This is a genomic window from Azospirillum sp. UENF 312511, from assembly GCF_058780635.1.
Genome location: NZ_JBSNCG010000003.1, coordinates 1286968 through 1300000, shown reverse-complemented (window position 1 = coordinate 1300000; position 13033 = coordinate 1286968). Strand labels below are relative to the sequence as shown.

Here is a 13033-nt window from a genome sequence, read left to right as displayed (position 1 = left end):
TGCTTAATCGCGACGAGGGGCTAGTAGCTCAGTTGGTTAGAGCGCGCGCTTGATAAGCGTGAGGTCGGAGGTTCAAATCCTCCCTGGCCCACCACCCATCAGGCCGTATCGCTTGACGCCAAACGGGGGCATAGCTCAGTTGGGAGAGCGCCTGCTTTGCAAGCAGGAGGTCGTCGGTTCGATCCCGTCTGCCTCCACCAGTTTCTCTGGTGTCGAGGCTTTCAGGTTCCGGCAGAGATCCGTCAGAAGGAAACGCAACACGGAAACGTGAGCTTCGGGCTCCTCATCGAGGGGACTGGAGCGGGATCATGGACAGTGTGAAGACGATTGTTAAGTGACCGAGGACGGACCTCGGGCCGGCTCCTGATGGGGTTGGTTCGATGGTCAATGCATCTTGCGGCGTTGTGCGTGCGTCTGGGCTTGCCCCTGCGCGTGGCGCAACCGCTGAGTTTAGGATCAAGCGTCTGAAGGGCATCTGGTGGATGCCTTGGCACTGAGAGGCGATGAAGGACGCAGCACGTTGCGATAAGCCATGGGGAGCCGCGAGCAGGCTTTGATCCGTGGATTTCCGAATGGGGCAACCCACCGCGCAAGCGGTATCCCATGCTGAATTCATAGGCATGGGAGGCGAACCCGGCGAACTGAAACATCTAAGTAGCCGGAGGAAAGGACATCAACCGAGACTCCGCTAGTAGTGGCGAGCGAACGCGGACCAGGCCAGTCATTCAGTCTACATAACCGGAACCGTCTGGAAAGGCGGGCCAGAGCGGGTGATAGCCCCGTACGGGTAAACCGGACTGAATGCTCGAGTAGGGCGGGGCACGTGAAACCCTGTCCGAACATGGGGGGACCACCCTCCAAGCCTAAGTACTCCTCAGTGACCGATAGTGCACCAGTACCGTGAGGGAAAGGTGAAAAGCACCCCGACGAGGGGAGTGAAACAGTTCCTGAAACCGGATGCCTACAAGCAGTCGGAGCGGTCTTGCACCGTGACGGCGTACCTTTTGTATAATGGGTCAGCGACTTACAGTAAGCAGCGAGCTTAAGGCGATAGCCGGAGGCGCAGCGAAAGCGAGTCTGAAGAGGGCGCTTGAGTTGCTTGCTGTAGACCCGAAACCCGGTGATCTAGCCATGGGCAGGTTGAAGGTGCGGTAACACGCACTGGAGGACCGAACTCACGCCTGTTGAAAAAGTCGGAGATGACCTGTGGCTAGGGGTGAAAGGCCAATCAAACCGGGAAATAGCTGGTTCTCCGCGAAAGCTATTTAGGTAGCGCGTCGGGCGATTGCCCACGGGGGTAGAGCACTGGATGGGCTAGGGGGCCTCGCGGCTTACCAAACCTAACCAAACTCCGAATACCGTGGAGCACAGCCCGGCAGACAGACGGTGGGTGCTAAGGTCCATCGTCGAGAGGGAAACAGCCCAGACCGCCAGCTAAGGTCCCCAAATCACGGCTAAGTGGGAAAGGATGTGGGAAGGCCATGACAACCAGGAGGTTGGCTTAGAAGCAGCCATCCTTTAAAGAAAGCGTAATAGCTCACTGGTCTAGTTAAGCCGGCCTGCGCCGAAAATGTATCGGGGCTCAAGCCGTGTACCGAAGCTGCGGATGTGATCTTTGGATCACGTGGTAGCGGAGCGTTCCGTAAGCCTGCGAAGGGTCCCCGCGAGGGTGCCTGGAGGTATCGGAAGTGAGAATGCTGACATGAGTAGCGACAAACAGTGTGAGAAACACTGTCGCCGAAAGTCCAAGGGTTCCTGCGCAAGGTTAATCCACGCAGGGTGAGCCGGCCCCTAAGGCGAGGCCGAAAGGCGTAGTCGATGGGAACCACGTTAATATTCGTGGGCCAGCGGGTGTGTGACGAATGGGAAAGCGTGTCGGGCCTTATCGGATTGGCCCGGCTGGGGACCCGTTCCAGGAAACAGCCCCCGCATCAGACCGTACCCCAAACCGACACAGGTGGACTGGTAGAGTATACCCAGGCGCTTGAGAGAATGGTGTTGAAGGAACTCGGCAAATTGCCCTCGTAACTTCGGAAGAAGAGGGCCCCGTTGTGGCGCAAGCCATGGCGGGGGGCACAGACCAGGGGGTGGCGACTGTTTACTAAAAACACAGGGCTCTGCGAAGCCGTACAAGGCGACGTATAGGGTCTGACGCCTGCCCGGTGCCGGAAGGTTAAGAGGAGGGGTTCACGCTCCGAATTGAAGCCCCGGTAAACGGCGGCCGTAACTATAACGGTCCTAAGGTAGCGAAATTCCTTGTCGGGTAAGTTCCGACCTGCACGAATGGCGTAACGACTTCCCCGCTGTCTCCAACACCAACTCAGCGAAATTGAACTCTCCGTGAAGATGCGGAGTACCCGCGGTCAGACGGAAAGACCCCGTGCACCTTTACTACAGCTTTGCAGTGGTGCTAGGGATCTCATGTGTAGGATAGGTGGGAGGCTAGGAAGCCCGGGCGCCAGCTCGGGTGGAGCCATCCTTGAAATACCACCCTTGAGGTCTCTGGCATCTAACCGCGCTCCGTTCATCCGGAGCCGGGACCCTGCATGGCGGGTAGTTTGACTGGGGCGGTCGCCTCCCAAAGTGTAACGGAGGCGCGCGATGGTGGGCTCAGAGCGGTCGGAAATCGCTCGTCGAGTGCAATGGCATAAGCCCGCCTGACTGCAAGACAGACAAGTCGAGCAGAGACGAAAGTCGGCCATAGTGATCCGGTGGTTCCATGTGGACGGGCCATCGCTCAACGGATAAAAGGTACGCCGGGGATAACAGGCTGATGACTCCCAAGAGTCCATATCGACGGAGTCGTTTGGCACCTCGATGTCGGCTCATCACATCCTGGGGCTGGAGCAGGTCCCAAGGGTTCGGCTGTTCGCCGATTAAAGTGGTACGTGAGCTGGGTTTAGAACGTCGTGAGACAGTTCGGTCCCTATCTGCCGTGGGTGTCGGAGTTTTGCGAGGATCTGTCCCTAGTACGAGAGGACCGGGATGGACATACCTCTGGTGCACCGGTTGTCACGCCAGTGGCATGGCCGGGTAGCTAAGTATGGACGGGATAACCGCTGAAAGCATCTAAGCGGGAAACCCACCTCTAAACCAGAACTCCCTTGAGAGCCGTGACAGACCATCACGTCGATAGGAGGCATGTGGACGGGCGGCAACGCCTGAAGCTGAGCCTTACTAATCGCTCGATCGGCTTGATCCTTTCCAGCAGGCGGCCCGCGCGCAGCGGCAAGCCCTGGGCGCACGAGCCAACACCGCAAGAACAAGAGCAAACGTCCTCGCTCAAACCAAACCTCTGCCGTCCAGTCCGGATGGTTCGCGTGTGCCTTGGTGACCTGGTGGTCATGGCGGGGCTCCCAACACCCGATCCCATTCCGAACTCGGCCGTGAAACGCCTCAGCGCCGATGGTACTGCGTCTTAAGACGTGGGAGAGTAGGTCGCCGCCAGGTCACCACGGCACACGCCAAACCAACACGGACGTGGACGCAGCAAGGCTTCAGACACACTTGACAATCGGCTTCATGAACGGCAAGGCCGGCGCTTTCCCCTGGGGGAAGCGCCGGTTTTTCGTTGTGTCTGTTGTGCCAAAGGTGTCGCTGCGGGCCCCCTCCCTAACCCTCCCCCGCTCCGCGGGGGAGGGGATTATGGGGGTGGGAGGCGGACGGTGCAGAGCTTGTCGGGGCTTTCCTTGGCGATGGCCTTGTGGCCGGCGATGGCGGTGTTGATCGCGTCGGGGGTCAGGCGGTGCGGGCCGGGAGCGATCACCACGGCGACGCCACTGGCCGACAGAAGCGGGAAACGCCGCAGCGCACCGTAGCGGTCCTTGCCTTCGAAGCAGCCAGCCTCCCGCGCCTCCGGATCGTAGAGGCTCTCCGCGTCGGAGCGGAACTGCGCGACGAGGTCCGCCACGCGGGCGAGCGCATCCTCGTCCTCAGTGCCGCTGAGGGCGACGAAGAAATCGTCGCCGCCGATGTGGCCGGCGAAGCCGCCGTTGCCCGAGGCCCAGGCCTTCAGCCGCTCGCTGAACATCAGAATGGCGCGGTCCCCCTGGCGGAAACCGAAACGGTCGTTGAAGGGCTTGAAGTTGTCGAAGTCGAGATAGGCCAGGACGTGCTTGCGGTCCTGCTCCTGAAGGGCGCGCTCGATGTGGCGCACGATGGCGGCGTTGCCGGGCAGGCGGGTCAGCGGGTTCTGGTCGGCGGCCATGGCGAGGTTGCGCTCGTGCACCAGCCGGATCAGCGCGCCGCTGGACAGGAAACCGGCATACTCGCCGCCTTCGATGATGATGATGCCGTCGCTGGCCTCCTCCGCCGAGAAGGCTTCGATCACTTGGTCGAGCGGCGTGGAGATGTCGCAGACCGGACTCTTCACCACCAGATCCAGCAGCGTGTCGCCCAGCCCCTTGTTGCGCAGAAGCTCGCTGCCGAAGCGGGAATAGACGAAGCGCTTCAGGTCGCGCTCGCGGATCAGCCCCAGCGGGCGCTGCTGGCGGTCGACAATGGGGGCGATGGACGGGCTGTTGTCGCCGCGGAAATATTCCAGAAGCTCCGTCTTCGGGGAGTTGACGGCGAGCGGCGGCTGCCGCTCGATCACCTCGGACAGGCGCAGGCGGGCCTCGTTCGGCTTGCGCCGGTCCCGGTGGTTCAACTCCTCGACGATGCCGTAGCGCTCGGGCACGGCGCGCAGCTCCAGGCTCGGCCGGGCGATCAGATAGCCTTGGGCGAAGTCGCAGCCGAGATCGCGGCAGGTGTAGAATTCCTTCTCCGTCTCCACCCCCTCGGCGATGATGAGGATGCCGAGCGCGTGGGCGTAGCCGACCAGCGCGTGGGCGATGGCCCGCTTGCGCGTGTCCTGGTCGATGCCGTCGATGAAATAGCGGTCGATCTTGAGATAGTCGGGCTTGGATTCGTAGAGCAGCCGCAGCCCGGCGAAGCCGACGCCGAAATCGTCCAGCGCCACCCCGATGCCCGCTTGGCGGTAGCGGTCAATGGCCTGCTCGATGCTGTGGTCGGGACGCAATTCCCGCCGCTCGGAGATTTCCAGGCTGATGGTCAGGCTCGGGTCGGGCGCGCCGCCGTTCATTGCGAAGGGGGCCAGCGCGACGGGGGCCAGCCAGGGCGAGCCGGCCACCCCGACCACCCGCGCGTCAATGTTCAGGAACAGCTTGGCGTTCGGCCAGTGGTCCAGCGCGCGGAAGGCCGCCACCGCCTTGGCGTGCAGGGCGCATTCGACCTCCGCCAGCAGGCCCTGCATGCAGGCGGCGTCCAGCAGGTCGTTGGGGCTGGCGAAGGGGCTGCGCTCCAGGCCGCGCAACAGCGCCTCCATGCCGTGGCAGCGCCCGGTGCGCATCTGCACGATGGGCTGGAAGGCGACCGACAGCCCGGCCAGAAGACGGGTCCATTCGGCCGGCAGCGCGGCCTTGCGGGCGCTCCCCGCCGGGGCGCCGAAGCCGTTGTCCGTTTCCTGTGCAGGCACCGAGGCCATGGCTTCGTCCACCGCCGGCTGTCCATGTTCGTCGCGGGCAAGCCCATCTTGTAGCGGATGATCTTTTCGATTTCGTGACACATCCAAGCTTTGCCTGGGGCGGGCGATCCAAAATGCCCTTCGCACCGCGGCCCCGCTTTGCGCTATAGGGGTGCGCTTCAACGCAGACGATGATGGATCTGGGGGGCGGCGGGGCATGAAGGTCGGCATCGACATGGGGGCGGCCATGACGGCTGGCGCGACGGGGGCGTCGGCGATGCTGGATCTTGAGGAACTGCTGGCGACCCGCCTGCTGGTGCAGGGCAACTCCGGTTCCGGCAAGTCGCACCTGCTGCGCCGCCTGATCGAGCAGAGCGCGCGTTGGGTGCAGCAGGCGGTGATCGACCCCGAGGGCGACTTCGTGACCCTGGCCGAGCGCTTCGGCCACATCGTGGTGAACGCCGACGAGCACAGCGAGGCCGCCCTGCAGAGCGTCGCCGCCCGCGTGCGCCAACACCGCGTCTCCGTCGTGCTGAACCTGGAGGGGCTGGACGCGGACATGCAGATGCGCCACGCCGCGGCCTTCCTGGGGGGGCTGTTCGACGCCGACCGCGATCACTGGTACCCCATGCTGGTGGTGGTGGACGAGGCGCAGCTCTTCGCCCCGTCGGCCGCCGGCGAGGTGTCGGACGAGGCGCGCAAGGTCTCGCTGGGCGCCATGACCAACCTGATGTGCCGCGGGCGCAAGCGCGGGCTGGCCGGGGTGATCGCGACGCAGCGCCTTGCCAAGCTCGCCAAGAACGTGGCGGCGGAGGCCTCCAACTTCCTGATGGGCCGCACCTTCCTCGACATCGACATGGCCCGCGCCGCGGATCTGCTGGGCATGGAGCGCCGCACCGCCGAGATGTTCCGCGATCTGGAGCGCGGGCACTTCATCGCGCTCGGCCCGGCCATCTCGCGCCGCCCGCTGCCGCTGCGCATCGGTACCGTCGAGACGCAGGGGCGGGCCGGCAGCCCGAAGCTGATGCCGCTGCCCGACACCCCGCTGGAGGACGCGCGGGAGCTGATCTTCAAGCCGGGTGAGCCGGAGCCGCCGCGCCTGCCGGTGCGCCGCCCCTCGACCAGCGCCAGCGCCGACCTGCTGGCCCAGCTCTCCCGCCCGCGCCCCTTGCCGGTGGAGCCGGAGAGCGAGGACGGAGCCCCCGCGCTGCCCATGGAGGAACCGGAAACGCCGGAGCAGGCGGCGGAGCGCAAAGCCGCCTATGAGGCGATCCTGCGCGAGGTGCTGGCCGATCCGGAGGCGCCCTACCGCTCCATCGCCGTGCTCTATCAGGATTTCCTGGTGCGCTGCCGGACGCAGGGGGTGCGGGGCGAGCTTCTGGAGTTGCCGGCCTTCCGGCGCAAGCTGGCGGCGGCCCGCGCCGGGGCGGGGGACGGCACCGAGGAGAATCCCGCCTGGGCGAAGGCGACCCAGGTCGCGGCGACCCTGCCGGAGGACATCCAGGTCGTCTTCCTGCTGCTGGCCCGCGCGGCGCTGGACCATCTGCCCTGCCCATCCGACGCCGACGTGGCCCGCGCCTGCGGCAGCCGGTCGCGCGGGCGGGCGCGGCGCCTGCTGACCTACATGGAGCAGCGCGGCTTCGTCGCCACGCGCAGCGGGCTGGGCAACACGCGCAGCATCGCCCTGCCGGCGCTGGGCTGGGAAACCGCGCTGGGCGATCCGAACGCCGAGGATGGGTCCGACGGGCCGGAGGACGGCGGGCTGTTCGCCACCGTCTGATTTTTCTTTACTCGTCGTCCGGCTCGATCCCGGCGGCCAGGGCGTGGGCCAGACGTCCGGCGGCGGCGACCGCGGCCATGGCCTCCTGCGCCTTGGCGGCGATGCGCGCGGTGCCCTCCGGCGTCGGCTGGTAAAGCGCCGGATCGGGCAGGCGTTCGACGAAATCCCAGGCGCCGGTGGCGGGGTCCCAGACCTCGAACACGTCGGGGTTGGGGCGGCGGGCGACCCAGGCGCGGGCGGCGTTCCCTTCGGCGCGGAAGCGCACCCCGAAGAAGCGGCTGGCCGCCATGGCCCCGATGGCCGCGACCAGATCGCCGTCGGCGTCCGGACAGCGCTGCGTCAGAGCGGCGCGCAGGGCTTCCGCCAGGGCGCGGCGGTCGTCATGATGGGGAAGGCCGTCGGGATCGGTTCTCATGGCCCGCGATGGTAGAGGGACGGTGCGCCTCCGCAAGCGGGCGCGATGTCGCAAGCCCCCCTGAACGTTCCCGGAGTCGTCATGGTCAGCTTGTCCGAAGCCTACGCCATCGCCGTCGGTCACCACCGGGCCGGACGGATGGGCGAGGCCGCCGGGGTCTACCGGGCGATCCTCGACGCCGACCCGCGGCAGGCCGACGCGCTGCATCTGCTGGGTGTCCTGGCGGGCCAGACCGGGCGGAACGAGGAGGCGCTGTCGCTGATCGCCCAGGCCATCGCGCTGGACCCGGAGGCGGCGGACTATCACGACAATCTGGGCAGTCTGCGCCGCGGTGGCGGTGATGTGGCGCGGGCGGCCGCGCAGCACGCGCGCGCCCTGGCGCTGGAGCCGGCGCGGGCCAAGGCGGCCTTCAACCGAGGGCTGGCGCTCGGCGACCTAGGGCAGATGGAAGAGGCGCTCGGATGCTTCCGCGCCGCGCTCCGCATCGATCCCGGCTATGGGGCGGCGGCGCTGGCGGCGGGGCGGCTGTTGGCCGGTGGGCCGGAACCGCTGGCGGCGGGGCGCTGGCTGGCCCATGCGCTGTCCTTGGCGCCGGACAGCGCCGACGCCTGGGCGGCCGTAGGACGTGCACGGCTGGCGGCGGGGGAAGCTGATGGGGCGGTGACGGGCTATGGCAGGGCGGCGCGGCTGCGTCCGGACGACGGTGCGGCGCTGAGCAACCTCGCCATGGCGGTCTTGCAGGCGAGCGGCGCCCTGCCGGAGTTTCCCCGCGCTGACCGCCCGGAGGCAAGCTGGGCCGAACCGCTCGCCCGCGCCCTCGACCTGTTCCTGGCGGCGCTGGAGCGCGGGGCGGGGGAGGTGGCGGAGGCGGCGCTGTTCCGCACCGCCGTTCTGACCATCCACCGCGGCATGATGGACGACACGCGGCTGGAGCGGATCGCCCGACGGGCGCGGGACCGGCTGCGGCGCGCGCCGGGGGATGGCGCGGCGGCGGCCTGCATCGCCCACGGGCTTTACCGCCGGGGGCGGCTGGTGACCGCCTCGCGTCTCGTCCGTCGCTGTCTGCGCGGCTGGTCGGAGGAGGCGATCCGCGCCGACCCGCAGGCGGCGAAATGGCGGCAGGTCGATGCGCGCCCGGTCTTCCTCGCCGCGCTCGCCGGGTACCGGCCGCGCATCGCCGAGGTGGGGGAGCGGTCGATGCCGGTTCCGCCCGCGGCCGAAGGCGGGGCGATCCTGTTGGTCAGCGTCGATTCCGGCTACTGGCGACGCTTCGGCGGCTGGTTCCTCTCCCATGCGCTGAAGGACCCGGCGGGCGACCGCGTGCATGTCCATGTCGTGAACCCCGGTGCGGAGGATTGTGCCGACTTGGACCGCCGCTGTGCCGCCCAGGCGGGGCGGCTGTCCTGGTCGCTGGAGCGCATCGACCTGTCCGCCCACGCGCCGGGGGCGGAGACGACCTATTACGCCTGCGCGCGCTTCTTCGTGGCCCTGGACCTGCTGGACCAGACGGGGGCGCCGGTCTTCATCACCGACATCGACGCCCGCTGCACGGCTCCTCTTCCGTCGGATCTGCGCGACGGGTCGGGCTGGGACCTGACGATCATGCGCGACCGCCGCGCCCGCGGGCCGTTCGACGACCTCATCGTCAGCTTCCTCGGCATCGCGCCGACCGCGGCGGGGCGGGAGTTCCTCGGGCTCGTCGGCGCCTACATCGGCTGGTTCTTCGACCGGGGCGGGGCGGCCTGGACGCTGGATCAGGCGGCGCCCTACGCCGCCCTCCACGACTGGATGCGGCGCGGGCGGGCACTGCGGCTGCGGGAGCATGAGTTCCTGCGCCTGCCCTGGTTCGATTTTCCGGCAAAGGGCGAGGGGTGAAGGGGAAGGGGCCGCTACGCCGCCTGGACGCTGTTGTCCTTGCGCCGGGACAGCTGCAACTGGCCGTCCAGGCACTTCACGTAGGTGGTCTTGCCGGCCTTCAGATTGTCGCAGACGGTGACCAGCGCGCGCGGGATGGCCGCGAACTCCTTTGAGCCGCGCGACTGCGTGTTGTAGGCGGCGAGGTGCTGGCGCAGGCCCTCCTTCGACACCGGCTTTCCGTCGTTTCCGATCATGGTCATCCCCGCGTGTGTGGTCCTTGAGGGACGAGGCTACGCGGGGACGGTGCCGGACTCAACGTTCGCTATTGTCCGTGGACTGGTCCGCCGGTTTCCCGCCGTCGCCGGTCCAGTCGTCGGTGATGAAGCGCTGCGCGTCGCTGATCTTCTCCACCTCGTCGCGGCTCGGCGGCTTGGGCACGCGCGACTGGCCGTTCTCGCGGTCCTGGTCCATGGGTCCTCCATCGCTTTGCCAGCGATGTGGACGGAAGGGCGGGATCGGCAAGCCTGTTGCGGACCGGGTTAAGGCGTTCGCGTTCGATCACGGGGGCCGCTATGACCGCCGCCCGCTTGACAGGCGAACCCGCGCCGCCGGATCATCCGGCCGTTAACCGCTAAGAATTCCAAAGAGAATTCGCCCCGTCCGGGGTCGTTCCGGGATCACGCAGGGAGTATGGGAACCATGAACACGCTCGCGCGCCGTCTGGCCGGTGCCGCCCTTCTGTCCGCCGGTCTTTCCTTCGGCCTTGCGGCCACGCCGGTCCTGGCCGACACGCCGAAGGACACGCTGGTCATGGCCTGGCAGTTCGACGACATCGTGACGCTCGATCCCGGCGAGATCTTCGAGTTGTCGGGGGCCGAATACGGCGCCCAGGTCTATGACCGGCTGATCCGCTTCGACGTCAACGACGTCAGCAAGATTTACGGGCAGGTCGCGGAAAGCTGGACCGTCTCCGAAGACGGCAAGACCTTCACCTTCACCATCCGCGACGGGATCAAGTTCCACTCCGGCAACCCGCTGACGGCGGAGGACGTGGCCTACTCGCTCCAGCGCGCCGTGAAGATGAACAAGGGGCCGGCCTTCATCCTCACCCAGTTCGGCCTGACGCCGGAGAACGTCGACCAGAAGGTCCGCGCCACCGACCCGCGCACCCTGGTGTTCGAGACGGACAAGACCTACGCCCCGACCTTCGTGCTCTATTGCCTGACCGCCGACGTCTCCGGCGTGGTCGATGCCAAGCTGGTCAAGAGCAAGGAGGTCAACGGCGACTTCGGCGCCGCCTTCCTCAAGGCCAACTCCGCCGGGTCCGGCCCCTTCGTGCTGCGCCAGTGGAAGGCCAGCGAGCTTCTGTCGCTGGAGGCCAACGCCAACTACTGGGGCGGCGCCCCGGCGGTGAAGCGCGTGCTGATCCGCCACATCGCCGAGCCGGCGACCCAGCGCCTGCTGCTGGAGAAGGGCGACGTCGACGTGGCCCGCAACCTGAAGCCGGAGCAGTTCGAACCGCTGCGCGGCAACGACAAGATCCGCATCGTCCAGGCGCCCAAGGGCACGCTCTATTACTTCGGCCTGAACCAGAAGAACGAGGTGCTGGCCAAGCCCGACGTGCGCAAGGCCTTCAAGTACGCCGTGGATTACGACGGCATGGCGAAGACCATCATGAACGGTCTCGGCACCGTGCATCAGGCCTTCCTGCCCAAGGGCTTCCTCGGCGCGCTGGAGGAGAACCCGTACACGTACGATCCGGCCAAGGCGAAGGAACTGCTCAAGCAGGCCGGCTATCCGGACGGCATCACAGTGACCATGGACGTCCGCAACACCTCGCCCAGCATGGACATGGCCCAGGCCATCCAGGGCAGCGCGGCGGCGGCGGGCATCACGGTCAAGCTGCTGCCGGCGGACGGCAAGCAGGTGGTGACCAAATACCGCGCCCGCAACCACGAGGCGCTGCTCTACCAGTGGGGCGCCGACTACCAGGACCCGAACACCAACGCCGACACCTTCGCCGCCAACCCGGACAACGCCGACGACGCGAAGGCCAAGCCGCTGTCCTGGCGCAACGCCTGGGACATCCCTGAGCTGACCAAGAAGACCGCCGCCGCGGTCGAGGAGCGCGACACCGCCAAGCGCGCCGCGATGTACCAGGAGCTTCAGCGCGAGGTGCTGGAGACCTCGCCCTTCGTCATCATGTTCCAGCAGACCGAGGTGATCGCGGAGCGCAGCAACGTCGAGGGGCTGGTCTGGGGCCCGAGCTTCGACAGCAACTATTATTGGAAGGTCAGCAAGAAGTAAGGAGCGTGTTCTTCCCCAGCGCTTCGTTCCCTCTCCCCTCCGGGGAGAGGGTTAGGGTGAGGGGGATGGGCTTTTGCCGGACGTACAGGAGTCGCGAGACCCCCTCACCCTCCCCTCTCCCCAGAGGGGAGAGGGTTTTTTTGACGTTGCGTTAGGGTGAAACTTGGCCGCTATCTTGAAACGACCGGGGATGCCGGGGCGGCGTCATGCGATTCGCGGGGCGGGGCTGCTCGTCTCGGTGGCGCTGACCGTCCTCGGCCTCCTGCTCGTCACCTTCCTGATCGGGCGCGTGGTGCCCATCGACCCGGTGATCGCCGTGGTCGGCGACCGCGTGTCCGCCGATACCTACGCCCGCGTCCGGCAGGAGCTGGGGCTGGACCTGCCGCTGTGGCAGCAGTTCCTGCGCTACGTCGGCGACGTGCTCCAGGGCGATTTCGGCACCTCGGTGTTGACCTCCCGCCCGGTGCTGGAGGACATCCTGCGCGTCTTCCCGGCGACGCTGGAGCTGGCCACCGCCGCGCTGGTCGTCGGCGTGCTGCTGGGCATCCCGGCGGGGGTGATGGCCGCCGTCCATCGCGGGCGCTGGCCGGACCATCTGATCCGGGTGATCGGGCTGATCGGCCATTCCATCCCGATCTTCTGGCTGGGGCTGATGGCGCTTCTGGTCTTCTACGCGCGGCTCGACTGGGCGCCGGGGCCGGGGCGGGTGGACGTCTTCTACGAGGGGCTGGTCGATCCGGTGACCGGGATCATCACGGTGGACGCATTGCTGGCCGGCGAGACCGACGTGTTCTGGAACGCGCTGCACCATCTGGTGCTGCCGGCGGGCATCCTCGGCCTCTACAGCGTCGCCTACATCGCGCGCATGACGCGCAGCTTCATGCTGGACCAGCTTCGCCAGGAATACATCACGACGGCCCGCGTCAAGGGTATGTCGGAGGCGCGGGTGATCTGGCGCCACGCGCTGGGCAACATCGCGGTGCCGCTGACCACGGTGGTGGCGCTGTCCTACGCGTCGCTGCTGGAGGGGTCGGTGCTGACCGAGACGGTGTTCGCCTGGCCGGGGCTGGGGCTCTACATCACCAACTCGCTGCTGTCGGCGGACATGAACGCGGTGCTGGGCGGCACGCTGGTGGTGGGGGCGGTCTTCATCGGCCTGAACCTGCTGTCCGACCTGCTGTACCGCCTGCTCGATCCCCGTGCGCGATGA

At 66.9% G+C, this 13033-nt stretch carries 8 protein-coding genes, 2 tRNA genes and 2 rRNA genes; 8 read left to right on the top strand and 4 right to left on the bottom strand.

Annotation, left to right across the window (positions count from 1 at the left end):
* Nucleotides 1–17: 17 nt before the first annotated feature.
* The 4 genes from ACWPN7_RS17505 (at nt 18) to rrf (ending at nt 3450) form a co-directional block, all read left to right on the top strand.
* Nucleotides 18–94 (top strand) — tRNA-Ile (locus ACWPN7_RS17505).
* A 30-nt stretch (nt 95–124) separates the two neighbouring features.
* A tRNA-Ala gene (locus tag ACWPN7_RS17500) sits at nt 125–200 on the top strand.
* A gap of 254 nt (nt 201–454) precedes the next feature.
* Nucleotides 455–3202 (top strand): 23S ribosomal RNA (locus ACWPN7_RS17495).
* 132 nt (nt 3203–3334) lie between these two features.
* Nucleotides 3335–3450: ribosomal RNA gene (gene rrf / locus ACWPN7_RS17490) — 5S ribosomal RNA — on the top strand.
* A gap of 193 nt (nt 3451–3643) precedes the next feature.
* On the opposite strand, the gene ACWPN7_RS17485 is transcribed toward rrf, so the two are convergent.
* A complete protein-coding gene (locus ACWPN7_RS17485) occupies nt 3644–5497 on the bottom strand; it encodes a bifunctional diguanylate cyclase/phosphodiesterase (RefSeq protein ID WP_349621363.1) in 1854 nt (617 codons plus the stop codon).
* Between the two features lie 184 nt (nt 5498–5681).
* Between ACWPN7_RS17485 and ACWPN7_RS17480 the strand changes: the two genes are divergently transcribed.
* A complete protein-coding gene (locus ACWPN7_RS17480; RefSeq protein WP_459197742.1) occupies nt 5682–7244 on the top strand; it encodes a helicase HerA domain-containing protein in 1563 nt (520 codons plus the stop codon).
* Between the two features lie 7 nt (nt 7245–7251).
* Here the strand turns inward: ACWPN7_RS17480 and ACWPN7_RS17475 are convergent, their stop codons facing one another.
* Entirely contained in the window at nt 7252–7659 is a 408-nt protein-coding gene (locus ACWPN7_RS17475; protein ID WP_459197741.1) for a hypothetical protein, read from the bottom strand.
* A gap of 81 nt (nt 7660–7740) precedes the next feature.
* Between ACWPN7_RS17475 and ACWPN7_RS17470 the strand changes: the two genes are divergently transcribed.
* Nucleotides 7741–9534 carry a tetratricopeptide repeat protein gene (locus ACWPN7_RS17470; RefSeq protein ID WP_492273399.1) on the top strand — a complete coding sequence of 598 codons (1794 nt, stop codon included), beginning with the start codon at nt 7741–7743 and terminating at the stop codon, nt 9532–9534.
* Nucleotides 9535–9548: 14 nt separating this feature from the next.
* On the opposite strand, the gene ACWPN7_RS17465 is transcribed toward ACWPN7_RS17470, so the two are convergent.
* Both ACWPN7_RS17465 and ACWPN7_RS17460 read right to left on the bottom strand, forming a co-directional pair.
* Nucleotides 9549–9776: a hypothetical protein gene (locus ACWPN7_RS17465; protein ID WP_247875141.1), complete on the bottom strand. Its 228-nt coding sequence runs from the start codon at nt 9774–9776 to the stop codon at nt 9549–9551.
* Between the two features lie 52 nt (nt 9777–9828).
* Nucleotides 9829–9987, bottom strand: coding sequence for a hypothetical protein (locus ACWPN7_RS17460; protein WP_160174824.1), 159 nt, complete (start codon nt 9985–9987; stop codon nt 9829–9831).
* A gap of 228 nt (nt 9988–10215) precedes the next feature.
* Here ACWPN7_RS17460 and ACWPN7_RS17455 point away from each other — a divergent pair, with 228 nt between their 5' ends.
* Nucleotides 10216–11823, top strand: coding sequence for an ABC transporter substrate-binding protein (locus ACWPN7_RS17455; protein ID WP_149651733.1), 1608 nt, complete (start codon nt 10216–10218; stop codon nt 11821–11823).
* Between the two features lie 190 nt (nt 11824–12013).
* Nucleotides 12014–13033: an ABC transporter permease gene (locus tag ACWPN7_RS17450; protein WP_149651732.1), complete on the top strand. Its 1020-nt coding sequence runs from the start codon at nt 12014–12016 to the stop codon at nt 13031–13033.